The organism is Pseudomonas sp. NPDC089758, from assembly GCF_044748705.1.
GTDB lineage: Bacteria > Pseudomonadota > Gammaproteobacteria > Pseudomonadales > Pseudomonadaceae > Aquipseudomonas > Aquipseudomonas putida_X.
This window is the reverse complement of the sequence record NZ_JBIVGN010000001.1, coordinates 13,323-36,483: the sequence shown is the minus strand read 5'-3', so window position 1 is coordinate 36,483 and position 23,161 is coordinate 13,323. Positions and strand designations below refer to the sequence as shown.

The window sequence follows — 23,161 nt, the reverse complement described above, 5'->3', positions numbered from 1 at the left end:
AGGGGCGTACGAACATGCATAACAAGAAAACCCGCCCCGCCGTGCTGGGGGTATTGCTGGGCGCGGCGTTGATCGGCCTGGGCGTGGCCTACGAGGAGCTTTGGTGCGACCCGCGCGAGCTGCTGCAGGAGCCTGCCGACCCGCAGGCGCTGCACCGGCTCAGCCGGGATGGGGTGACCGTGGAGTTCGAGGCCCGGCCGCTGGCCGGGAGCGAGTTGCGCGAAGGCGCCTTCGCCAATATCCGCTTCAAGGTCACCGACCAGAACAGCGGCCAACCGCTGTCGGGGATGGCGCCAGGGGCGTGGATCGACCCGGCACAAGCGGCACCGCAGGAAAGCAGCCGTGACCAGAGCTGCAAGGCCCGGGTGGCGCTGTTTCTCAAGAGCAGCATCGGTGCCAGGCCGCTGCTGGACCTGAACAGTTACTTCCTGCTGGTGCTGAACAAGGATGCCAGCCTGACGGTGATCGACCCGACCGTCTCGGTGGGCGGTGTCACCAGCACCCTGGCACGCATCGAACTGCCGGGGCGGCCCATGGACTGGGTAGCTACCGCCGATGACAAGCAGGTATTCGTGTCGATACCTGAGCGCGGCGAGGTCGCGGTGATCGACACCGAAACCTTTACCCGTGTGGCCAACCTGGAGGCTGGCGAGATGCCGCTGCGTGTAGCCCTGCAGCCGGACCAGCGCCGGTTGTGGGTCGGCAACAACAGTGATGACCCGGCCAAGGGCGGGGTGACGGTGATCGATGTGCACAGCCGCAGCATGCTGAAAAGCTTCGCCACCGGCTCCGGGCACCACGAAATCGCCTTCAGCGCCGATTCGCGCTACGCCTTCGTCAGCAACCGCGACGGCGGCACCCTGAGCATTATCGACATCCCCGAGATGCGCTTGGTGAACACCCTGGAAGTCGGCCCGCATCCATTGGCTGTGGCCTACTCGGCGCTGTCGCAGGCGGTGTACGTCAGCGATGGTTCAGAGGGCACGGTGCGGGTGTACGATGCCCGCAGCCATCAGTTACGCCATACCGTCCAGGCCGAGCAAGGCCTGGGGCCGATGCGCTTCAGCAGCGATGGCCGTTACGGCATCGTCCTCAACACCTTGGAAAACCAGGCCCTGGTGATCGATGCCAGTACCGACAGGTTGATCCACCGCATCCCGGTGGCCGCCGAGCCGTACCAACTGACGTTCACCAAAGCTTATGCCTACGTGCGCGGCCTGGCGTCTTCGAAGGTCAGCATGATCAACCTGAGCAGCCTGGGCGAAGGCCGTCAGCCGATCGTCCAGGGTTTCGATGCCGGCCCCGCCGCGCCGCGCCAGGCCGGCGACCTGCCGCTGGCCCAGGGGTTGTCGGTGTCACGCGATGACAATTCGGTGTTCGTGGTCAACCCGGTGGACAACACCACGTACTTCTATACCGAAGGCATGAATGCACCGATGTCGGGTTACAACAACCGCGGCCACCAGGCCCGCGCCGCCATCGTCATCGACCGCAGCCTGCGCGAATTGGCCCCGGGGGTGTATGGCTCGACGGTGAAGATGCCGGCGTCGGGCAAGTTCGACGTGGCGTTCCTGCTCAACCAGCCGCAGATCATCCACTGTTTCAGCACCGACGTGGCCGCCGTGCCGGATGCGGCCAAGCGCAAGGGCGCGCATGCCGAGTTCATCGGCCTCGACCAGCCCATGGCGCAGCACCGCGCCATCACCGCCAAAGTGCGCATCTTCGGTGACGACGGCCGCCCGCGGGTGGGCCTGGACGACCTGACCCTGCGCTACTTCCTGGCGCCGTCATCGATGCCGCGCAATCTGCGCCTGGAAGAGGTGGGCGAGGGGGTTTACCAGGCTGCACTGATGCTGCCTGAAGCCGGCGCGTGGTACCTGCATGTGCAGTCGCCATCGCTGGGGCACAAGTTTGCCGAAGAGAACTACACCAGCCTGCGTGTCCTGCCGGCCGCAGCGTCTACCGCCTCCCAGACTGAAGTGAGGAATGTGCAATGAACGCCAGACATTCTTGCAAGCTGCTCGTACTTTCCATGGCCATGGCCAGCCAACTCGCCCTGGCCCACGCGGGCCATGACCACAGTGGGCATGCGCAGCCGCCAGCGGCACATCAGGAGAAAGCCAGCGTGCGTTTCGCCGATGTTTCACTGCTTGACCAGGATGGCATGCCGGTGCGCCTGGAAAAGGACCTGGTCGGCGATCATCTGGTGGTGATGGGCTTCATTTACACCAGTTGCACCACGGTGTGCCCGGTGGTGTCTTCGATCATGGGCAAGGTTCAGCAGCAACTGGGGGGGCGGGTAGGCGAGGAAGTGCGCCTGGTGTCGATCAGCGTGGACCCACAACGTGACGACTCCAAACGCTTGCAGAGTTACGCCAAGGCCTTCCAGCATGGCCCAGGCTGGAGCTGGCTGACCGGCTCGCCCTATGCCATCACCGAGACCCTCAAAGGCCTGGGCAGCTTCAGTGCCGACCTCAGCCAGCACCCGCCGCTGATTCTGGTGGGTGACGGGCACAGCGGGCACTGGACGCGTTATTACGGCTTCACCGACCCGGCCGTGCTGATCGACGAAATCAACCGCCTCAGCGCCCGTCGGGTGCATGCCAAGAGCACGGCCATCGCCGAACACCAGGAGGTGCAACCGTGAGCAGCCAAGCGTCCTGTCGTGTCGGCATGCGCAGCTTCGACTGGCTGGCCCTGGCCGGTTGCCTGTGGATCTTCGCGTCGGTGGCCCTGGCCCATGAAGGCCACGCACCGAGCGCGCCCAGCCCTCAGCCTTCGCCACCGGCGATGGCCAGTGGCGAAGGCACCCGCGACGCGCAGACCTGGTTCACCGACACCGTGCTCCAGGACCAGAACGGCCGCGCGTTGCGCTTCTACAGCGATGTGCTCAAAGACAAGGTGGTGATGCTCAACGTCATCTTTACCCACTGCACCGATGCCTGCCCGCTGATCACCCGCAAACTGCGTGAGGTGCGCGAGGCCATGGGCCCTGAGCTGGCCAGCCAGGTGACCTTCGTGTCCATCAGCAGCGACCCGCTCAACGACACCCCAGCTGCGCTCAAGGCCTTTGCTGAAAAACAAGGGGTGGACAGCGCCAACTGGCTGTTCCTGACCGGCGACAAAGCCAGCGTCGACGTGGTGCTGGGGCGTATCGGCCAGTTCCTGCCCAGCCCCGAGCAGCACTCGACCCAGCTGATAGCCGGTGACGTGGCGGGCAAGCGCTGGAGCAAGATCCGCCCCGATGCACCGCCAGCGGCGATCGCCCAGCGCATGAAGCTGCTGGCCCAGCCGTTGGCCGGACGCTGAATGTACTGACAGCCTGTGCGCAGCGGCGCAGAACAAAGTGGGAGCCGGCTTGCCGGCGATGAGGCCAGAATGAACACAGCGAGATCACTTTGCTTGGCGCTAGGCCTGACCTGCTGCGTTCAGGCGCTTGCCCTGGACCTCACCGCCCACGAGCAAGCCGGTAAACGCCTGTACCGTGAAGGCGTATCCAGCAGCGATGCACAGTTGATGGCCCGGGTAGGTGCCAGCGACATCAGCGTCCCCGCTAGCGTATTGCCCTGTGCCAGCTGCCACGGCAATGACGGCCGTGGCCGCGCCGAAGGCGGAGTGCGCCCGCCCAGCCTCGACTGGCAGCGCCTGGCCCTGGGCCAAGGTGCACGCCAAAGCAACGGCCGCAGCTACCCGGCCTACACCGATAACAGCCTGGCCCGCGCCATCCAGCACGGTCTGGACCCCGCCGGCAACCGCCTGGACCCGGCCATGCCTCGCTTCGAGCTCACCCTGGCTGACCAGCGCAACCTAACCGCCTACCTCAAGCGCCTGGCTGACGAGCGCGACCCCGGCGTGGAAGAAGGGGTGCTACGCCTGGGGACCCTGTTGCCCGCCAGCGGGCCGTTGGCCGAGGCCGGGCACGTGGTGCGCGCGGTGCTCGAAGACGGGGTGGCCCAACTCAATCAACAGGGCGGCGTGCATGGCCGGCGCTTGGCGCTGGTGGTGGTCGACCCCGGCAGCGACGCGGCAAGTGCCGAGCATGCGCTGCACCAGTTGCTCGAGCAGCAGCGGGTATTTGCGCTGATCAGCCCGTTGGCACCGATGCTCGATGCGCGCCTGGCCCTGCTGCTCGAACAACACGGCGTACCCTTGGTTGGCAGTGCACCGCGTAGCGGCGGCAACGCGCACATCTTCGACCCCTTGCCAGGCATTGCCACGCAGTTGCTGAGCCTGGCCGTGCATGCCCGCGAAACCCTGGGCCTGGCGCCAGATGGCTTGCGCGTCGTGTACGCCAGCGATGACCAGGCAATGCTGGCCGAACAGGTGCGCGGGCGCCTGCAGCAGCAGGGGTGGGCGCCGGGGCCGATCGAGGCCTTCAGTGGCCAGGCGGTGCAGGGGCAGGGCGTTATGTTCGTCGGCCGCGCCCAGGCCTTTGCCGAGCTGGCTGCGGCGTTGCAAGCGGCAGGCCGTAACCCCTACCTGTTCGCCACCTCCAGCCAGGTGGCCGGCGCCGTCGCCTCGCTGCCGCTCCAGTGGTCGCAGCGGGTGTTCCTGGCCTATCCGTTCGTGCCAAGCGACTGGACCGAACAAGGGATGGCGACCTTGGCCGGCCTGCAGCAGCGCCAAGGCCTGGACCCACGCCAGGCCTCGTTGCAGGTGAACACCCTGTGCGCACTGCGCCTGCTTGGCGAAGCCCTCAAGCAGATCGGCCGTGATGCCAGCCGCGAACGCCTGGTCGCGGCGCTGGAGGGCTTGCATGACGTCGATACCGGCCTGACCCCGCCGCTGGGTTTCGGGCCAGGCCAGCGCCAGGGCCTGGCAGGTGCCCATGTGGTGGCGGTGGCGCTGCCTGGGCCGCGCTTTACCGCTGTCGCTCCCTATGGGCCTGTACCGGTCAGCCCATGAATGGAGGTTGCCATGCGTATCGTGATGCTGTGCCTGTTGCTGCTGATCGCCAAGGCGGGCTGGGCCGATAGCCCGGCGGCGCGGGTCAATGGTGTGGACATCGGGCTGATGCGCCTGGAGCGCTATTTCAGTGAATATCTGCAGGCACAGGGGCGGGCTGTGACCAGCATCCGTAACCCCACGCTGTACAAACGTCTGCGTAGCCAGGCGCTGGATGAACTGATCGACAAGGAATTGCTTTGGCAAGAAGCCCAGCGCCGCGGCATCGCCATCAGCGATGAGCAGGTGTCGGCGCAGCTAGGTGAAGTGGAAGCAGCATTCGGTGACCCGGCGCTGTTTGAACGACGGCTTGCAGATGCAGGGTTCGACCGCGCAGCATACGCTGACTACCTGCACCGGGAGCTGGCAGCGCAACAGGTGTATGCCCAGCTCAGCGCGGTAGCCGAACCCACCCAGGCCGAGGTGGAAGCGTTTTATCAGGCCAACCAACAGAGGCTGCAAGGAGCGCAGAACCAAAGTGATAATTCTTCGGTCATACGCGAACAGGGCCTGGTGCTGGCCAGGGCTTCGCTCATCAGCCAATTGCAGGCGCAAGCACGGCAAGCGGCGCGCCAACGTTTGCGCGAATCCGCTAAAGTGGAAATCGCTGACTGAAGCCTGCGATGGCGTTTCCCCAAAGCTGGGGAATAACGGCTTGGCAAAGTGCCATCAGCTGCCCCGGATGTGGGGCACGGGCCTCGGCCTGTTCGTAGGGCTGGCAAAGGTGCTTTGAAAATCAACAACTTGACGTGGTGCAACATGACTATTCATGCCTGGCACGAAGCCTGCTCAAGCCTTCCCAAGGCCGCACTTCGCAGACCGGGGAACCGGGCAGTTCTTGGGAGTCGACCTTGGTGAACAGAGTATTGGTAGTCGATGACGAACAGACCCTTGCGCAAAACCTGCAAGCGTACCTGCAGGCGCAAGGCCTGGAAGTCCATGTTGCCCACGACGGTGCCAGTGGTATCGGCCTGGCTGAACGCCTGGCACCGGATGTGATTGTGTTGGATTACCGCTTGCCCGATATGGAGGGTTTTCAGGTCCTGCAGACCGTGCGCAAGAACAGGCAGTGCCACTTCGTGCTCATCACCGCCCACCCGACCGCCGAGGTCCGTGAGCGAGCCGCCGAACTTGGCGTGACCCATGTCCTGTTCAAGCCGTTCCCGCTCTCGGAACTGGCGCGCCCGATCTTCGACCTGATGGGCATCGAGCGCCGGCGCAGGGCCACGGACAACCCGGCAGAAGGGTTCGTCGAACGACGCCAGAACAGGAACGAATCGTTCCCCTTGCAGTTGTACGATGGTAGCTGGGTACTGGCCGACCGCCGCCGTAATGGCGCCAAGCCCCCTGGACCCGACGACGACCAACTGCTCACCGGGGAATAGCGGCGCCCGCAGCCCTCACCGAGCCTGCGACGCGCCCCCTGAGCGGAGTCGCAGGCCATGTCCGATGCAGTACAACCTCTGCCAATCTCGGGATACCCCCGCGATCTGCTGGCCCAGGCCCGCTTGCAAGCTGGCGACGAGCGCTTGCTCAACTGCCTCGAGCGCCTCGCCTGCGACACCCCCGATACCTTCATCCGCCGCCTGGGCAGCACATTGCATTACCCGGTGCTGGACAGCCAGCGCCTGTTGGCCAGCAGCCCCCGGTTCGACAAGATCAGCCTGGCCCAATGCCTGAAGCGCGAGTTCGTGCTGATAGAGCAGGGCGGTGAACTGCTGGGTGTGTTCGCCGACCCCTTCGACCACGCCCGCCTGGCCTGGATCGACGATGTGCTGCAAGGGGCGCCATTGTACCTGGCCCACGCCGCCGACCTGGCCACGTTCCTGGCCCGCCACGAAGAAAGCTTTCACGCCGTCGATGCCCTGGATCACGATGCCGAAGCCAGCAGCGAAAGCGACCCGCTGCAACGGCTGTCGCTGACCAGCATCAGCGAAGACCAGAGCAAGGTGGTCAAGCTGGTCAACTCGACCCTTTACGACGCCCTCAAGCAGCATGCCAGCGATATCCACCTGGGCATGACCGGCCAGGGCCTGACCATCAAATACCGCATCGACGGCGTGCTCAATGCGGCCGGCAAGGCCAGTGGCAGCGCCTTCGCCGACCAGGTGATTTCGCGCATCAAGGTCATGGCCGAGCTGGATATCGGTGAGAAGCGCGTGCCACAGGATGGCCGCTTCAAGGTTGCCGTAGGCGAACGCCAGATCGACTTCCGCGTGTCGATCATGCCCAGCATCTTCGGTGAAGACGCCGTGCTGCGGGTGCTCGACAAGCAGGATTTGTCCGACCGGGTCAGCGGCGTGCAACTGCAGGCCCTGGGGTTTGCCGATGAAACCCTGCGCGCCCTGCGCCGCCTGGCCGCTGAGCCCTACGGGATGATCCTGGTCACCGGCCCCACCGGCAGCGGCAAGACCACCACCCTGTACGCCATGATCAGCGAGATCAACCACGGGGTGGACAAGATCATCACCATCGAAGACCCGGTCGAGTACCAACTGCCCGGCGTGCTGCAGATCCCGGTCAACGAGAAGAAAGGCCTGACGTTCGCCCGTGGCCTGCGTTCGATCCTGCGCCACGACCCGGACAAGATCCTGGTCGGCGAAATACGCGACCCCGACACCGCGCAGATCGCCGTGCAGTCGGCACTCACCGGCCACCTGGTGTTCACCACCATCCACGCCAACAACGTCTTCGATGTGATCGGCCGCTTCAGCCAGATGCAGGTCGACCCCTACAGCTTCGTCTCCGCCCTCAACGCCGTGCTGGCCCAACGCCTGATCCGCCTGGCCTGCCCGCATTGCAGCACGCCGTGCGAGGCCGATGACGAAAGCCTGGCCGCCTCTGGCCTTACCCGTGACGCCGTGCAGGGCTGGACGTTCGTCCGTGCCCCGGGCTGTGGCCAGTGCCGCGGCAGTGGCTACCGCGGCCGCAGTGCCATCGCCGAACTGCTGCACCTGGACGATGACCTGCGGCAGATGATCGTCGAACGTCGCCCACTGGCGCAGATCAAGGCGCTGGCCTGCCAGCGCGGCCTGCGGCTGCTGCGCGCATCCGCCCTGGACCTGGTCCGCGAGGGCCGTACCACGCTTGAGGAGATCAACCGTGTCACATTCATTGCGTGATCATGCCTCTACCCGTTATTGCATCGTGCTCGGCGCCGAAGGCGTCGGTGTGGGCCGCTGGCACGGCAACCAGCACCAGTGGCTGGGCAGCCGCGCCTTCACCAGTGACGCCGGCGAACCGGCCTGGGCAGCGGCGCTGCCGGCCCTGGCTGCGCTGCTGGGCGAGCATGGCGTGCGCGCAGGCCAATGCCAGGTGTTGCTGTCGGCGCGTTACAGCCGCTTCTGCCTGGTGCCATGGAGCGCTGCCATCAGCCATCCACGCGAGCTGCAGGCCTACGCCCAAGCCTGCTTCGAGAACCTCTACGCCCAGCCGCTAGACGGCTGGCGCATCGTCCTCTCGCCAGAGCCAGCCGGTGCCGCGCGTATCGCCACGGCGTTGCCCGAGGCATTGCTGCAGGGCCTGCAGGCACTGGCCCAGGACAACCGCTTGCGCCTGCGTTCGGTGCAGCCGTACCTGATGGCTGCCTACAACCGCTGCTCAGCGCAATTGCAGGCAGGGGATTTCCTGTTTGTCCTCGCCGAGCCACGGCGCAGCGTGCTGCTGCTGGCCGCCGGTGGTGCCTGGCAGCAGGTGCTGACCCAAGGCTGCGCCGACAGCGACCAAGCCCTGCAGGCGCTGATCGAGCGGACGTGCGAGCTGTATGGCGAGCACATGCCGCAGGTCTATCTGCATGCCCCTGGGCGGGGCGACGTGCCGCAACTGGCGGCGGTGCAGCTGTGCCAGCCGGCCAGCGAAACCGACCCGCTGTGCGCCATGTGGCGGGCGGTGGCCTGACATGCGCCGCCTCGACCTGGAATTTCAGCCCCGGCGCAGCAGCCCGCTGGCCTGGTCACTGCTGGCCCTGGGCGGCGCCGTGGTGGCCGTGCTGGTGCTGCTGCAACAGCACCTGCAAGCCGAGCAGGTCCACCTTGAGGCCCGGCTGCACAGCCTGGAGCTGCAACTGGGCCGACGCTCGGCCACGGCCGCCCCGCAGAGCAGCGCCGCCAGCCGCGAGCAGGCCGAACGCCTGGCGCAGATGCGTAGCGTTTCCCAGCAACTGCAACGGCCCTGGCAGCAACTGTTCGCCATGCTTGAAGCGCAACCCCAGGAGGACGTGGCCCTGCTCAGCCTGACCCCTGATGCCCGCAAGGGCCAGGTCCGCATTGCCGCCGAGGCCCGTAACCTGGAAGCGATGCTGCAATACCACCACCGCCTGGAGCAGAGCACCGAGCTCAGCGATGTCTCGCTGCTCAACCATGAGGTGGTGGCGGGCCAACCCGAGCACCCGGTGCGCTTCACCCTGACTGCCACCTGGGAGACCGGCCATGCGCGCCCCTGACTCGATAAGCCCCCTGATCCTGCAGGAGCAGCTGCGCCGTATCGGCCCGGTCGGCCTGGCCGGCGCCGCAGTGGCCGTGCTGGCAGTCGCCCTGGCGCTGGCCGGGGTGCTGCCGCAGTGGCAGGCCCTGCGCGAGCTGCGCGCCAACGAGGCCGATGCCAGCGCCCAGGTCGAGCGGGTGCGGCGCGGCGAGCTGAAAATCGCCGTCAAGCCAGAGCAGCAGGCGCTGGACAGCCTGCGTCAGCGACTGCCCGGGCAACCTGAAGCCAGCGAACTGATTGAGCGCCTGTACCGCCTGGCCAGCGCCGAACGCATCAGCCTGGCCCGTGGTGAGTACGCCCTGGGTATCGACCCCAAGACCCAGCTGGCGCGCTACCAGATCGTCCTGCCGGTACGCGGCAGCTACCCGCAGATCCGCGGTTTCGTGCGCGGCCTGCTGGGCCAGTTGCCGACCCTGGTGCTCGAAGACATGGAGCTGCAGCGCAAGCGCATTGGCGACAGTGAGCTCAATGGCCGCTTGCGCATGACCCTTTACCTGTCGAGGTCGTGATGAACACTCAGCGTGCAGTGGTGTGGGTGGGGTTTCTGGGGCTTGCCGGTGCCTTGGCCTGGGCGCCGGGGCACTGGTTCGGCGAGGACAGCGAGGTGGCCCTGAACGCTGGCAAGCAGGCGCCCACACAAACGGTTGCCGAGGGGGCGAGCGTACCAGCGACCAAGCCAGAACAGGCCACCCGTGACCTGTTCCCGCGCCAGCAGTGGAGCAAACCCAAGGCCGTGACCACTGTCACCGAAAAACCTGTGGTCGCCACCGCGGTGGTCGCCGCTGCCCCAGCAGCGCCGGCGCTGCCGTTCCAGTTCGTCGGCCGCCTGGGTGATCGCGACGACCTGCAGATCTTCTTGCGCAGCGGCGAAAAACTCTACGTCGTGCGCCAGGGCGATGTGATTGACGACACCTACCGTCTCGATCGGGTTTCGGCCAATGAGCTGGGCCTGGTCTACCTGCCTTTGCACCAGTCACAGACGTTGTCTGTCGGGAGCGCACCATGAAGCCATCGAAGTTGTGCAAGCCTGCTCCGTTCATGCTGCTGGCGCTGTGCGTGGCCATTGCCGGCTGCGGGTCGAGCGCGGTACGCAAGGACAGCCAGGCGCTGATGAAAGAAGGCCAGTACGAGGCCGGTATCGCTCGCCTGGAAGAGGCGCTGCGCGACGACCCGCGCGACACCGAACTGAACATTGCCTTGGCCCAAGGCCGCCAGCAAGCGGTCGAGGCGCTGCTGAGCCAGGCCGACAGCGACCGCATGCGCCACGATTTTGCGAGTGCGCGCCTGGGTTACGGCCGCGTGCTCACCCTGGAACCGAACAACCGCCGCGCCCAGGAGGGCATCCGCCAGCTGGAACTGATGCGCACCCTCGATGACCGCGTGGCGCTGGGCCAGGCTGCGCTGCGCCAGGGCGACCTGTTCGGCGCCGAGCGCTACATGCGTGAAGTCCTGCGCCTGGACCCGCAAAACCAGAAGGGCATCATGCTGCGCAGCGATATCGAGAACGTCCAGGCGCGTACGGCGCAGCCCTTCCCGCAACTGCGCAGCAAGCTGGAACGCCCGGTGACCCTGGAGTTTCGTGACGCCGAGCTGAAGATCATTTTCGAAGTGCTGTCCCAGGTGGCCGGCATCAACTTCATCTTCGACAAGGACCTGCGCCCGGACATGAAGGCCACCATTTTCGTGCGCGAGGTGCGCATCGAGGATGCCATCGCCCTGTTGCTGGAGCAGAACCAGCTGCGCCAGAAGATCGTCAACGACAACACCTTGCTGGTCTACCCCGACTCGCCGCAGAAGACCAAGGACTACCAGGAACTGGTCATGCGCACCTTCTACCTGACCAGCATCGATGCCAATACCGCCCTGAACATGGTCAAGACCATGCTCAAGACCCGCGATGTATTCGTCGACGAGCGCCTCAATACCCTGACCATGCGCGACACCCCCGACGCCGTGCGCATGGCCGAGAAACTGCTGCAGTCGCAGGACCAGTCCAACCCTGAGGTGGTGCTGGAAGTGGAGGTGATGGAGGTAGCCCGCTCGCGCATCCTCGACCTTGGCCTGCAATGGCCCAATACCTTCGGGGTGCTCAGCGATGAGGGCAACCCGGTGAGCGTGCTGGACCAGTTGCGCGGCATCAACTCCGGGCGTATCAGCATCTCGCCGGCGCCCCAGGCCAAGATCAACGCCCAGGACAAGGACATCAACACGCTGGCCAGCCCGGTGATCCGCGTCAGCAACCGCGAGCAGGCGCGCATCCACATCGGCCAGCGTGTGCCGATCATCAGCGCCACCTCGGTCCCTTCCACCCAAGGGCCGGTGATAACCGAAAGCGTCACCTACCTGGATGTCGGCCTGAAGCTAGAAGTGCAGCCTACCGTGCACCTGAACAACGAGGTGGCGATCAAGGTGGCGCTGGAGGTCAGCAACGCCACCCCGCTGGAGCCTACCCGCCAGGGCACCATCCCGGTCCAGGTCGACACCCGCAATGCCCAGACCAGCCTGCGCCTGCACGACGGCGAAACCCAGGTGCTGGCGGGGCTGGTGCGCAACGACAAGACCTCCAGCGGCAACAAGATCCCCGGGCTGGGCGATATCCCTGGCCTGGGCCGGCTGTTCGGCAGCAACCGCGATGACATGAGCAAGTCCGAACTGGTACTGGCGATCACCCCGCGGATCGTGCGCAACCTGCCTTACCAGAGCCCCTCGGACATGGAGTTCGCCACCGGTACCGAATCGAGCATGCAGGTGCGCCAGCTGGCCCAACCGTCGCCGGCCGGCGCGCTGCCGGCCGATGAGCCGGGCCAAGCGCCTGGCGATGCACCGGTTGTCGACAGCCAGATGGCGGTGGTGCCTGCCAGCAAGGGCCCACGGCCATGAAACGCCGCGTGCAAGGCTTCAGCCTGATCGAGGTGGTGCTGACCCTGGCATTGCTCGGGCTGCTCGCCAGCATGGCAGCACCGCTGACCGAAACCGTGGTGCGCCGCACCAAGGAGCAACAATTGCGTCAGGCGCTGTACCAGATCCGCGATGCCATCGATGCCTACAAGCGTGCCTTCGACGCAGGTTTCATCGAGAAAGGCCTGGACGCCAGTGGCTACCCGCCAAACCTGCAGGTATTGGTCGACGGGGTGCGCGATGTGCGCAGCGCCAAGGGCAACAAGTTCTACTTCCTGCGGCGCATCCCGCACGACCCGCTGGTGGCGGCAAAAGACGATGACGGCGGTGGCTGGGGCGTGCGCGCCTATGACAGCGGGCCGGACGACCCGCGTGAAGGCGAAGACGTTTACGACGTGTACTCCAAGGCCCGCGGCAAAGGCCTCAACAACATCCCCTACGGGCAATGGTGACGGCCATGAAGCGCAGCCGAGGTTTCACGCTGATCGAACTGCTGGTGGTGATGGCAATCATCGCCACGCTGATGACCATTGCCATGCCGCGTTACTTCAACAGCCTGGAAAGCTCCCGTGAAGCTGCCCTGCGCCAGAGCCTGGCGGTACTGCGCGAGGCGTTGGACCACTACTACGGTGACACCGGTCGCTACCCGGACTCGCTGGAGCAACTGGTCGAGCAGCGCTACCTGCGAAACACCCCGGTCGACCCGATCACCGAACGCGGTGATGCCTGGCAACTGCTGCCGCCGCCTGAAGGCGTGGCCGGTGGCGTGGCCGACATCAAGAGCGGTGCAACAGGGAGGGCGCGTGATGGCAGCCACTTCGCTGAATGGTAAGGCCTGCGAAGGCTTCACCTACCTGGGTGTATTGCTGCTGATCGCAGCCAGCAGCGTGGCCTTGGCGTCCAGCGGCACGCTGTGGGCCAGCGCGGCGCAGCGCGAAAAGGAGCGCCAGTTGCTGTGGGTGGGGGGCCAGTATGCCCAGGCCCTGCGCAGTTACTACCGCGCTTCGCCAGGCCTGGCGCAGTACCCGCAGGCGCTGGCCGACCTGGTGGAGGACAACCGCTTCCCCGAGCCGAAACGGCACATCCGCCGGCTGTACCCGGACCCGGTCACCGGCAGTGATGAATGGGGGCTGCTGCGTTCGATCGACGGGCGCATCACGGGTGTGCACAGCCGCTCCGACGCCCCTGCGTTCAAACGCAGTGGGTTCGACACCCAGTGGTCGGGCTTCGAAGGCCTCGAGCGCTACAGCGACTGGCAGTTCGTCGCCGAGCAGGCCTTCAGCCAAAGCGCCACTGACGCAAAAACCCACAGCAGCCCGGGGGGCACGCCATGAAACGCCTGAACGTGTTCTGCCTGAGCCTTGGCCTGCTGTTGGCCGCCGGGGTGCCCAATGTGGTGCGGGCCAATGCCGAAGACGAGATGAAGGGTTTCATCGTCGACAACACCATCTCGCACATCGGGCACGACTTTTACTACTACTTCGCCGACCGCCTGCGCGCCACCAGCCGCCTGGATTTCAACCTGGTGGTGCGCGAACGCCCGGATGCCCGCTGGGGCAGCCTGATCACGGTGGAGTTCGAGCGCGACGTGCTGTACCGCCGCTTTCTGCCACCCAACGTCACCCAATTGAAAGAAGAGGCCGTCGCGGCCGCCGACCTGGTCAAGCAGGAGGTCATTCAGCGCAAGCTGCAACGCCTGCTCCAGGACACCACTGATCTGGAGAGGGACGAGCTATGAACATGCGTATTCCCCACTGCATCGCCGCTTGTTTCGTGGCCTGCGCCGTTACCGCCCAGGCCACTGAACTGGTGTATACCCCGGTCAACCCGGCGTTCGGCGGCAACCCGCTCAACGGCACCTGGCTGCTGAACAACGCCCAGGCGCAGAACGACTATGACGACCCCGACCTCAAGGACCGCACCTCCGCTTTTGGCGGCACCTCGGCCCTGGAGCGCTTCAGCAACCAGCTGGAGTCGCGGATGTTGTCGCAGCTGCTGGACAACATCAGCAATGGCCAGACCGGCAGCATGGCCACCGATGCCTTCCTGATCGATGTGATCGATGACTCCGGTGCCCTGAGCATCAAGGTCACTGACCGCGTCACAGGAGAAATTTCGATCATTGAGGTCAGCGGCCTGAACCCCTGAGAGGGAAGGGTTGTTATCTGGGGAGAGAACACCATGAAACGTCTGCTGAGCATTTTGCTGATCCTCGCCGCCCTGCAAGGCCTCCAAGGTTGTAGCCTGCGCGAGCCGATGTCGGCTGAACAGGACTCGGAGAGCCCGACCCTGACCCCGCGCGCTTCGACCTACTATGACCTGCTCAACATGCCACGCCCCAAGGGCCGGCTGATGGCGGTGGTGTACGGCTTCCGTGACCAGACGGGGCAATACAAGCCGACCCCGGCCAGCTCGTTCTCCACCAGCGTCACCCAAGGGGCGGCGAGCATGCTGATGGATGCCCTCAATGCCAGTGGCTGGTTCGTGGTGCTGGAGCGTGAAGGCCTGCAGAACCTGCTGACCGAACGCAAGATCATCCGCGCCTCGCAGAAAAAGGCCGACGTACCGGAGAACATCCAGACTGAGCTGCCGCCGCTGCAAGCGGCCAATCTGATGCTCGAAGGCGGCATCATCGCTTATGACACCAATGTGCGCAGCGGCGGTGAAGGGGCGCGCTACCTGGGCATCGATATCTCTCGCGAGTACCGGGTCGATCAGGTCACGGTCAACCTGCGGGCGGTGGACGTGCGCACCGGGCAGGTACTGGCCAACGTGATGACCAGCAAGACCATCTACTCGGTGGGGCGTAGCGCTGGGGTGTTCAAGTTCATCGAGTTCAAGAAACTGCTCGAGGCAGAAGTGGGCTACACCACCAACGAACCGGCGCAGCTGTGCGTGCTGTCAGCTATCGAGTCGGCGGTAGGGCATTTGCTGGCACAAGGCATCGAGCGGCGCTTGTGGCAGGTGGCAGGGGATGCAGGGGAGGGCAAGGCTGAGGTGGACAAGTACCTGAGCCAGTCGCAGGCGAAATGACCATGCACACCGGCCCGACCTTCACAGGTACAGCGCCACGAGCGCGCTGTACCTTGGGATTGGCTTCTTTGCCCACCTGACCCCTGGCTTCAGGACGCAGGCTTGGCACCCGCCGGGATCCAGGTTTGCTTCGCTTTACATTGAACGCCGATCTGCAGGTTTTTTTCTTCCGTGTATGGGGTGCCGTTGTCGTCGACCAGGTAGAACACCTCGTGCAGGTACTGTTTGCCCTGCGGATCCTGGTAGCATCTGAACGCCGTGTTCTCAGGGAAGGCGTCGCGAATCTTCGAGAACGCGGTAGCGTTCCCCACCATCGCATTGAAGGCTTCATTGTCAAAACGCACGACTTTTCTCAAGTCGACGAAGTCCTGAAAGTACGCCTGCATACCCTTGCCTGAGCAGGTACCGTGTTTTCGCCACTCATGCGCGAACATGCCCATCGGCTCGCGGGTAACGATGTCCCGCAGGGCTTTGTTGGCAAGCACTGCATTCATGTCATCGGCGCTCATTGCACAGGCCTCGCCGTCGGTGCAGTCAGGGGACTGGGTGCAGTATTGGGGGTGACGGTTGGTGAGTTTGCCGATGCTTTCGCTGTAGGGCCATATACCGTGGGTGAGAAAGCGTTGCGGTGCCCGTTCACACCCTGCTGTCGAGGGCCGCATGATGCAGAACGTGGGTTGCCAGGTGACGGAGTAGACCAGGTACGTGGAGGGCGGTGCATCGACATAGGCCTCTTCATTGCGATCCAGCGCCATGACGCGGGTTGCCCCGACGAGGGTCAGCAGTAGCAGGGTGGTTGTCATCACACGCATGGGTTCGCTCCCTTGAACCAGGCCGCCCGGGGAGTGGCGGCGTCAGCACAATTAACCGGGAGCAGGACGGCACGCGTCTACTGGCAGAAATGTCGGGTGGCTTTTTGACTGCATCACCCCGCCTTGCGCAACGTCAGGTTGATCCGCCGCTCGCCCATCCGCGGATGCACGCCCGGCTTGATCGGCAATACCCCATGGAAGCGCAAGCGATCCTCACCGCCCCAGACCAGCACATCGCCATGGCTCAACGCTATGCGGCTGGTCTTGTCCGAACGCTGGAAACCACCCAGCAGGAACACTGCCGGCAAGCCCAGCGATACCGACACGATTGGCTGGCCGAAGTCCGCTTCATCGCGATCCTGGTGCAGGCTCAGGCGGGTGCCGGGCAGGTAGTGGTTGACCAGGCAGGCATCAGGCACGAACCCGTCGAAGCCTGCCGCGGCCGCAGCGCGCCCGGCCAGTTGAAGCAGCGCTTCAGGCAGGGCTGGCCAAGGCTCGCCGCTGACGGGGTCGGTCGGGCTGTATCGGTAGCCCTGGGCGTCGCTGACCCAACCCAGCGAGCCGCAGTTGGTCAAGGCCACCGCCATGTGCAGCCCGCCGGGCGTACGCATGTGCCGGAAGGGGGCTGCGCGAAGCACCGGGCGCAGGGCGTCGAGCAACTGCTCGACGTGCGCAAGGGCAAAGCCGGGCAGCAGCACGGTGTGGCTGGCCAAGCGTTGTGGCTGGGGGCCGAACAGGTCGAGATCGGACTGGATCATGGTCGTGACGTCGAGGGATGTGTGTGGCCATTCTAACGCGCTCAGCAGGCCGGCCAGGGTTTTTCACTGCTATGGAACACGGCCAGCCACACGGTATGCGTGCCTTGGGCGGTCCATTCCACCCGATGGCGGCAATGGGCCGGGATGTCCAGGCAATCTCCCGGCGCCAGTAACCGTGTGTAGGCTTCGTGCTCGAGGCGCAGGCCGGCGCTGCCGCTCAATAGCACGATCCATTCGCCTTCGGGCTGGTCGTACCAGAACCCGGGTGGGCTGCACTGGCCGCTGGAAACGATACGTTCGATGCGCAGGCCCGGGCGTTTCAGCAGATCATCGACCCATTCCGGTGCGCCAGGGTCACACGGCGGGAGGTGGGTCAGGACGTTGGCAGGTGACATGGCAGATCTCGCTGTAGGGGAGGTGTTGCACTATGGACTGGATCGAAATGCGGCGCGCTTCTTGACCACCTATCTCGAATGTAAGACTTTTCTGAGACAAAACGCCAAAGGACTCATATGGACAAGCTTCTGGCAATGAAGATGTTCGCTGCCACTGTCGACGCCCAGGGCTTTTCCGCGGCAGCGCGCCAGCTTGGCGTTGCCACTTCGTCGGTCACCCGGCTGGTCGATGCGCTGGAGTCGGCGCTGGGGGCCACCTTGCTCAACCGCTCCACGCGCCAGGTCACCCTGACTGAAGCAGGTGCCCGTTACTACGCCCGTGCACGTGAAATCTTCGACGCGCTGGATGAAGCCGATGCCAGTGTCGCCGACCGGGGCGAGGAACCGGTGGGCGTGCTGCGCTTGTGCCTGCCGGTTGAGTTCGGCCGCCGGGTGATTGCCCCACACCTGGGGCAGTTTCTGGGGCGCCATCGCGCGCTGGAGCTGGACATCGACATGAGTGACCGGGTCGATGACCTGCTGGGCGGCCGTTACGACGTGTCCATCAGGCTTGGCGACCCGGCGCCCAGCGATGAACTGGTGTGCCGGCAACTGGGCCGCTTCGAGCGCTGGCTGGTGGCAAGCCCTGACTATCTGGCCGGTCGCCAGCCCTTGCAGCACCCCGGTGAGTTGCTCGACCACGCCTGCCTGCGCTTCAGCTATGGGCAGGTGGTGCGGCCTTGGCGCTTGCGGCTGGGCGATGAGGTGCTGGAGCTGGATGTCAGGGGCCCCCTGCGCAGCGCCAACGCGGATCTGCTGCGTGAAGCTGCGCTGGCCGGCAGCGGCATCGCGCTGCTGGCTGACTGGCTGGTGCGCGAAGATGTCGCGGCCGGGCGCTTGCAACGCCTGTTCGATACCTGGCAGGTCAGCCCAGGCACCGCCAACGCCAGCATCAATGCCTTGTACCTGCCCAACCATCGCGGTTCGCGCCGCGTGCAGGCCTTCGTCAGGTTCTGCGAGGAGCTTCTGGTGCCCTGAGGCACTGGCGTTGCGCAGGGTGCAAAGCCCCGTTGCGCCCAGGCCGGATTCTCCTGCCGGGGATCTACCGCTAAGGTGCCCTGCATATTCCAACTGATGCCGAGGAACCTCGCATGAATCCCTCCCTAGCCGCTGCGCAGGCTACAACTCCAGTACTGAGTCGTTCCCTGATCACTCTGCTGGCGTTCTGCTGCGGTGCCATCGTCGCCAATATCTATTACGCCCAGCCGATTGTCGGCTTGATTGCCCCGGACCTTGGGCTGTCGGCAGAGCGCGCCAGCCTGATCGTCTCATTGACCCAGTTGGGTTATGCGCTGGGCCTGCTGTTGCTGGTACCGCTGGCCGATCTGGTCGAAAACCGCCGGCTGATGATCTTCACCGCCGCGCTCGCTTGCGCAAGCCTGGTGTTGGCAGGGACCAGCAGCGCTGGCCAGGGGCTGCTGTTCCTGGGGTACGCGCTGCTGATCGGTTTCAGTTCGGTCGCTGTGCAGATGCTCATTCCGTTGGCAGCGCACCTGGCACCGGAGCAGCAGCGCGGGCGTGTGGTCGGCAACATCATGGGCGGCCTGTTGCTGGGCATCCTGCTGGCGCGGCCGCTGTCGAGCCTGGTGGCTGACCATTTCGGCTGGCGCATGGTGTTCATCGGTGCTGCGGGCCTGATGCTGGCGATCATCTTGCTATTGGTGCTGACCCTGCCGCGCCGGGTACCCGACCACAAGGCCAGCTACGCGGCACTGATGCGCTCGTTGAGCCCACTGCTGCGACAGTACCCGGTGTTGCGCCAGCGCTCGCTGTACCAAGCGTTGATGTTCGCGTCGTTCAGCCTGTACTGGACGGCGGTTCCGCTGTTCCTGGTGGCAGAGCATGGCCTTTCGCAAAGCCAGATCGCGCTGTTTGCGCTGGTGGGTGCAGTCGGGGCCATTGCCGCGCCACTGGCCGGGCGCCTGGCTGATGCCGGCCATGCCCGAGCCGCTTCACTGCTGGCCTTGGTGTTGGCGCCTGTGGCGTTGCTGCTGGGGTTGACCGCACCGGGCTATAGCGTCATCGGCCTGGCAACGACCGGGGTACTGCTGGATTTTGCCGTGCAGATGAACATGGTCATCGGCCAGCGCGAGGTCTACGCGCTGGACCCGGCCAGCCGTGGGCGGCTCAATGCGCTGTACATGACGAGCATTTTCCTCGGCGGTGCATTGGGTTCGGCAGCGGCCAGCGCGGTGTTTGCCGATTATGGCTGGCAGGGTGTGGCAGTGCTGGGAGCTGCGTTACCGGGCCTGGCGTTGCTGGTGTTCCTTCTGGTGGAACGCCGCGAACCTGCCCGTTGAGCCCTAGCGGCCCAGCGGCAGTGCCACCCCGATCAACGCGAACATACCCCCACAGCAGCGATTGAAACCCTTGCCACCTCTGGCCAGCCAGGGCCTGATACGAAACGCCAACCGCGCCAGCAGGTATTCGACCATGAATTCCACGCTGGCGAAGGTGGCGGCCATGATCAGGAACTGCATGAGCAAGCCGCGCTGGGGGTCGATGAACTGCGGCAGGAACGCGCCGTAGAACAGCAGTACCTTGGGGTTGGCCATGGCCGACAGCAGGCCTTGGCGGAACAGGCCGGCATTGCTCAACTGCGCGGCTCGCGCGTCCATCTCAAGGTGCAAGGCCGGGCTGCGCCAGAGCGCGATCCCCAACCACACCAGGTAGGCGCCACCGACCCACTTCAACACCGTCAGCAGCGCCGCCGACGTTTGCAGCAGGGCCGTCAGCCCGAACATGGCCAGGGCGATCAGCGCACTGAAGCCGAACACGCCGCCAATGATGGTGAACAAGGTGCGGTGAGCGCCATACAGCGCGCCATGGGTCAGAGCCAGCAAGCTGTTCGGCCCTGGGGTCAGCGACAGGCCGATGCTTGCTAGCAGGTAAATGAGCCAGGTATCAAGAGCCATGTCGTGCGCCTTTTTCTTATCAGTGTGTTCAGCTGTTCAGTCCAGCGACCGTTCGTCAGCCGCAACGCGTAGGTGCTGCGTAACGGGGCTCACTGTGGTGTGCCGAACAACCCCGTCCAATAGATGCCCGCATCGCTTTTTGGGTCCACGGCATAGGCGGCCCCCATTTCGCGGAAGTCCGGGTTCATCAATGTTGCGCAATGCCCGGGGCTGGCCAACCAGCCATCCACCACCTTCTGCGCCGAGTCGCGCCCGGCTGCGATGTTCTCACCTATCTGCTGGTACAGGTAGCCGGCCAGTTCAGCGCGATCACCTGGGGTGCGGCCGTCGCGGTCGATGTGGTCGAAGAAATTCTGGTTGGCCATGGCCCTGGTATGGTTGGCCGCCACCCCCGCCAGCACATTGCTCCAGCCAAGCGCGGGTGCCGGGGCAAAAGGTTGGCCGCCGCATTGCCGTGGTGCCTTGCGCGCAGTGTTGATCGCCTGCAGGACTTTTTGCCCCTCAGCCTGCCAGTCGCCCAGGCGCCCGCTGAGCAATGGGCGCGCCAGTACGATGCGCCAGTCACGGCCTTCCTGGCTGACGCCGATGTCGACGAACTGGGGGTCGAGCACCACCTGGCAGAAGCTTTCCTGGATGGCATGCATGGCGGCGCGCGCATCGCGCGGGCCGGACAGGCTGATGGCCTGAACGTTGACCATGGGGTAGGCCGCGCGGGTCATGGCCTGCTGGAGGTCGCGCGTACCTTCGGGCGACAGCGCCAGGCGGGTGTCGCTGTTCAACGGCGGCAGCTCAAGCGATGCTTCATCGCCGCAGGGTTGGGCCTGGCTGCGGTAGGCATTGATCGAATCGATCAGTTGCGCTTCTTCGCCGTTGGCAGCCAGGCTCGAAGTCGAAACGGCCAGGCTTAACGACAAGGCGGCAACGGATGACAGGACGCGCATGTGGATCTCCCTGTGGCTGGCAGCGTCTTGGTATGCGCTGCTCATCCTACACAAGCCCAAGGCTTTTGGCCCGGTGTCGTGCAAAGCAATGAAAACACCAGCAATGGCTTGCAGGCGGCAAAAGAGGTGGTAGACCGCGGGCCGCCGTAAAAGTGCGATGAGTTGCCACGCATTGTCGGGGCTTGAGTTTGACTGCACGGCGTGGGTAAACGTTCGTTGGCGTCAGGGCGCGACGATCACCCGGCTCAGCGGGCCAACGCCTGGTTGGGTTTGTAGAACAAGAAGCGCCCTGTCTGGGCGGTCCTGCGGTAGGCCTTGGCCCAGTCGGGGTGCACGGTGCGGTCGTGGAAGTACAGCGCGCCGCCGGTGGTGTCCTTGAGCTGCTGGTTGAGCGCCTTGCGCGCGATCTCTTTGGCGATGTCGTAGCGTTGCGGCTCCTCGACCTGGTCGGCGCGCCCGTCACACCACCAGGAAAACTGGCAGGACTTGCTCTCCACCCCTTGCTTGACCACACCGCAGATGGTGTCGGGGAAACCGTCCTTGCCCAGGCGGTTGAGCACCACGCTGGCCACAGCGCTCATGTCCTGTTCATCGGCACCTTTGGCTTCCCAGTAGATCGTGCGTGCCAGGCAGGTGATGCTGTCGTCCAGCGGTGCCTGGCCTGCGGGGTCGACTGCCTTGACTTCACTGGGCGTCAGGGTTTCGGCTTTTTTCGGTGCAGGCGCATCGTCGACCACCTTCTCTTCAAGCACCTCGGCTTTGTCCTCGGCAACGGTGGCCTTGGCAGTGTCAGCAGCATTCAATGGGCCTGCGAGCAGGGCTGAGGTGAAGCCGATTACCATCCACGATAGGCGCATGGTGCAGGTTCCGAGGTGTGTGCTGATGCTCAGTCTAGCCAAGCGTATTCAATTGAGCGAAAGCATTAACACCAAAGGCAGGGTTACCGCGGCGGCTACGGTCTGCAAGGCGATGATGGTCGCCATCAACGGCGCGTTGCCGCCCATTTGCCGCGCCATGACATAGGACGACGATGCTGTAGGCAATGCCTGGAACAACACCGCCACCACCGCCGCCTGGCCACTCAGGCCGAGCAGGCGGCACAGGCCCCAGGTGGTCAGCGGCATGACCAGGAACTTGAAGGTCGACGCCGCCAGCAGCGGGCGCACCTGTTGGCCGACGCTGGCGCCGCCCAGTGCCGCGCCGACACACAAAAGGCCCAGGGGCAGGGCGGCCTGGCCCAGCGCCTTGATCGTTGGCTCGATGCCCGCGGGTAGCCCCAACCCCGTGACGCGCAGCAGCAGCCCGCCGGCACAGCCAACGATCAGCGGGTTGGCGAAGATCGCCCGCAGCACGGTGGCCGGGGAGCTGTGGCGTGCGCTGAAGCGGGCGAACACCAGCACGCAGAGCAGGTTCACCAACGGCACGATGGCGGCATTGGCCACCGCTGCCAGGGCAATGCCCGCACTGCCGTAGAGCCCGGCGGCCAGGGTAGCGCCAATATAGTTGTTGAACCGTACACCACCCTGAAACACCGAGGTGAAGTCTGCGCCATCGTGGTTCACCGCACCTTGATACAGCACCAGCAGCGCGGCGCCGAGCACGGTGGAGAGCATCAGTACACCGACCATGCCCAGCACCGGCACACCCTCAAGGTTGGCGGTCGCCAGGCCATGAAGGAAGAGCGATGGCAGTAGCACGTAGTAGCTCAGGCGTTCGGCACCAGGCCAGAAGGTTTCGGCAAGAAAACCGCGTACGCGCAGGAATGTGCCCAGGGCGATCAGCAGGATGATGGGAACCAGCGTGGTCAGCAGGAGGTGGAGCATGGGCGGGATCCGTGGCCGGGTAACGGCCACAGGTTAGCGTGGCTGGCGGTTTGGATGAAACGCTTGTTTCGGCTCTGAAGGATGCGCTGTTGGGTTTGGGTGGAAGTATTTCATTCTGTGG

The 23,161-nt window shown here is 64.9% G+C and carries 27 protein-coding genes; 20 read left to right on the top strand and 7 right to left on the bottom strand.

What is annotated here, in order from left to right:
- Positions 1-14 precede the first annotated feature (14 nt).
- The 18 genes from ACIPZH_RS00205 (at position 15) to ACIPZH_RS00120 (ending at position 15,357) form a co-directional block, all read left to right on the top strand.
- Complete coding sequence (locus ACIPZH_RS00205; RefSeq protein ID WP_400634479.1) at positions 15-1,997, top strand: cytochrome D1 domain-containing protein; 1,983 nt, start codon at positions 15-17, stop codon at positions 1,995-1,997.
- On the top strand, positions 1,994-2,647 hold the full coding sequence (locus ACIPZH_RS00200) for an SCO family protein (RefSeq protein WP_241805742.1): 654 nt from the start codon (positions 1,994-1,996) through the stop codon (positions 2,645-2,647). Before ACIPZH_RS00205 ends, ACIPZH_RS00200 begins: the two co-directional genes overlap by 4 nt.
- A gap of 26 nt (positions 2,648-2,673) precedes the next feature.
- Positions 2,674-3,309, top strand: coding sequence for an SCO family protein (locus tag ACIPZH_RS00195; protein WP_277818191.1), 636 nt, complete (start codon positions 2,674-2,676; stop codon positions 3,307-3,309).
- 69 nt (positions 3,310-3,378) lie between these two features.
- On the top strand, positions 3,379-4,905 hold the full coding sequence (locus ACIPZH_RS00190) for an ABC transporter substrate-binding protein (protein WP_400634477.1): 1,527 nt from the start codon (positions 3,379-3,381) through the stop codon (positions 4,903-4,905).
- Positions 4,906-4,917: 12 nt separating this feature from the next.
- Positions 4,918-5,559 (top strand): SurA N-terminal domain-containing protein, encoded by a 642-nt coding sequence (locus ACIPZH_RS00185; protein ID WP_241805739.1) that lies wholly within the window; start codon positions 4,918-4,920, stop codon positions 5,557-5,559.
- A 236-nt stretch (positions 5,560-5,795) separates the two neighbouring features.
- Positions 5,796-6,329, top strand: a complete 534-nt coding sequence (locus ACIPZH_RS00180; protein ID WP_241805738.1) for a response regulator — start codon at positions 5,796-5,798, stop codon at positions 6,327-6,329.
- A gap of 57 nt (positions 6,330-6,386) precedes the next feature.
- Positions 6,387-8,066, top strand: a complete 1,680-nt coding sequence (locus ACIPZH_RS00175; RefSeq protein WP_400634475.1) for a GspE/PulE family protein — start codon at positions 6,387-6,389, stop codon at positions 8,064-8,066.
- The gene (locus tag ACIPZH_RS00170; protein WP_400634473.1) at positions 8,047-8,841 is read left to right on the top strand and encodes a hypothetical protein; all 795 of its coding nucleotides are present in this window, start codon (positions 8,047-8,049) and stop codon (positions 8,839-8,841) included. The genes ACIPZH_RS00175 and ACIPZH_RS00170 overlap by 20 nt, the downstream gene beginning before the upstream one ends.
- Position 8,842: 1 nt before the next feature.
- On the top strand, positions 8,843-9,385 hold the full coding sequence (locus tag ACIPZH_RS00165; protein ID WP_400624874.1) for a PilN domain-containing protein: 543 nt from the start codon (positions 8,843-8,845) through the stop codon (positions 9,383-9,385).
- Positions 9,372-9,935, top strand: a complete 564-nt coding sequence (gene pilO / locus ACIPZH_RS00160; protein ID WP_400634471.1) for a type 4a pilus biogenesis protein PilO — start codon at positions 9,372-9,374, stop codon at positions 9,933-9,935. The genes ACIPZH_RS00165 and pilO overlap by 14 nt, the downstream gene beginning before the upstream one ends.
- Positions 9,935-10,432, top strand: coding sequence for a hypothetical protein (locus ACIPZH_RS00155; RefSeq protein WP_400634469.1), 498 nt, complete (start codon positions 9,935-9,937; stop codon positions 10,430-10,432). The genes pilO and ACIPZH_RS00155 overlap by 1 nt, the downstream gene beginning before the upstream one ends.
- Entirely contained in the window at positions 10,429-12,306 is a 1,878-nt protein-coding gene (locus ACIPZH_RS00150; protein WP_400634467.1) for a secretin N-terminal domain-containing protein, read from the top strand. Before ACIPZH_RS00155 ends, ACIPZH_RS00150 begins: the two co-directional genes overlap by 4 nt.
- Entirely contained in the window at positions 12,303-12,776 is a 474-nt protein-coding gene (locus tag ACIPZH_RS00145) for a type II secretion system protein (RefSeq protein ID WP_241805731.1), read from the top strand. The genes ACIPZH_RS00150 and ACIPZH_RS00145 overlap by 4 nt, the downstream gene beginning before the upstream one ends.
- 5 nt (positions 12,777-12,781) lie before the next feature.
- Entirely contained in the window at positions 12,782-13,156 is a 375-nt protein-coding gene (locus ACIPZH_RS00140; protein ID WP_241805730.1) for a type II secretion system protein, read from the top strand.
- Positions 13,131-13,658 (top strand): type II secretion system protein, encoded by a 528-nt coding sequence (locus ACIPZH_RS00135; RefSeq protein WP_400634465.1) that lies wholly within the window; start codon positions 13,131-13,133, stop codon positions 13,656-13,658. Before ACIPZH_RS00140 ends, ACIPZH_RS00135 begins: the two co-directional genes overlap by 26 nt.
- Positions 13,655-14,062, top strand: a complete 408-nt coding sequence (gene csgE, locus ACIPZH_RS00130; protein WP_241805728.1) for a curli production assembly/transport protein CsgE — start codon at positions 13,655-13,657, stop codon at positions 14,060-14,062. The genes ACIPZH_RS00135 and csgE overlap by 4 nt, the downstream gene beginning before the upstream one ends.
- The gene (locus ACIPZH_RS00125) at positions 14,059-14,472 is read left to right on the top strand and encodes a curli assembly protein CsgF (RefSeq protein WP_400634463.1); all 414 of its coding nucleotides are present in this window, start codon (positions 14,059-14,061) and stop codon (positions 14,470-14,472) included. Before csgE ends, ACIPZH_RS00125 begins: the two co-directional genes overlap by 4 nt.
- Before the next feature lie 33 nt (positions 14,473-14,505).
- A complete protein-coding gene (locus ACIPZH_RS00120; RefSeq protein WP_400634461.1) occupies positions 14,506-15,357 on the top strand; it encodes a CsgG/HfaB family protein in 852 nt (283 codons plus the stop codon).
- Between the two features lie 89 nt (positions 15,358-15,446).
- Here ACIPZH_RS00120 and ACIPZH_RS00115 read toward each other — a convergent pair whose 3' ends face one another.
- From ACIPZH_RS00115 to ACIPZH_RS00105, 3 genes are all read right to left on the bottom strand, one after another.
- Positions 15,447-16,169 carry a hypothetical protein gene (locus ACIPZH_RS00115; protein WP_400634459.1) on the bottom strand — a complete coding sequence of 241 codons (723 nt, stop codon included), beginning with the start codon at positions 16,167-16,169 and terminating at the stop codon, positions 15,447-15,449.
- A gap of 113 nt (positions 16,170-16,282) precedes the next feature.
- The gene (alkB, locus tag ACIPZH_RS00110) at positions 16,283-16,927 is read right to left on the bottom strand and encodes a DNA oxidative demethylase AlkB (RefSeq protein WP_400624865.1); all 645 of its coding nucleotides are present in this window, start codon (positions 16,925-16,927) and stop codon (positions 16,283-16,285) included.
- Between the two features lie 41 nt (positions 16,928-16,968).
- Positions 16,969-17,322 carry a cupin gene (locus ACIPZH_RS00105; protein ID WP_400634457.1) on the bottom strand — a complete coding sequence of 118 codons (354 nt, stop codon included), beginning with the start codon at positions 17,320-17,322 and terminating at the stop codon, positions 16,969-16,971.
- Between the two features lie 117 nt (positions 17,323-17,439).
- On the opposite strand from ACIPZH_RS00105, the gene ACIPZH_RS00100 reads away from it, so the two are divergent.
- Complete coding sequence (locus ACIPZH_RS00100) at positions 17,440-18,339, top strand: LysR family transcriptional regulator (protein ID WP_400634455.1); 900 nt, start codon at positions 17,440-17,442, stop codon at positions 18,337-18,339.
- A 113-nt stretch (positions 18,340-18,452) separates the two neighbouring features.
- Complete coding sequence (locus tag ACIPZH_RS00095) at positions 18,453-19,661, top strand: MFS transporter (protein WP_400634453.1); 1,209 nt, start codon at positions 18,453-18,455, stop codon at positions 19,659-19,661.
- A gap of 3 nt (positions 19,662-19,664) precedes the next feature.
- On the opposite strand, the gene ACIPZH_RS00090 is transcribed toward ACIPZH_RS00095, so the two are convergent.
- The 4 genes from ACIPZH_RS00090 to ACIPZH_RS00075 form a co-directional block, all read right to left on the bottom strand.
- Positions 19,665-20,276 carry a LysE family translocator gene (locus ACIPZH_RS00090; RefSeq protein WP_400634451.1) on the bottom strand — a complete coding sequence of 204 codons (612 nt, stop codon included), beginning with the start codon at positions 20,274-20,276 and terminating at the stop codon, positions 19,665-19,667.
- Between the two features lie 89 nt (positions 20,277-20,365).
- Positions 20,366-21,217 (bottom strand): CAP domain-containing protein, encoded by an 852-nt coding sequence (locus ACIPZH_RS00085; protein WP_400634449.1) that lies wholly within the window; start codon positions 21,215-21,217, stop codon positions 20,366-20,368.
- 245 nt (positions 21,218-21,462) lie between these two features.
- Positions 21,463-22,074, bottom strand: a complete 612-nt coding sequence (locus tag ACIPZH_RS00080) for a cell wall hydrolase (RefSeq protein WP_241805718.1) — start codon at positions 22,072-22,074, stop codon at positions 21,463-21,465.
- A gap of 48 nt (positions 22,075-22,122) precedes the next feature.
- Positions 22,123-23,040 (bottom strand): AEC family transporter, encoded by a 918-nt coding sequence (locus ACIPZH_RS00075; protein ID WP_400624858.1) that lies wholly within the window; start codon positions 23,038-23,040, stop codon positions 22,123-22,125.
- Between the last annotated feature and the right edge of the window lie 121 nt (positions 23,041-23,161).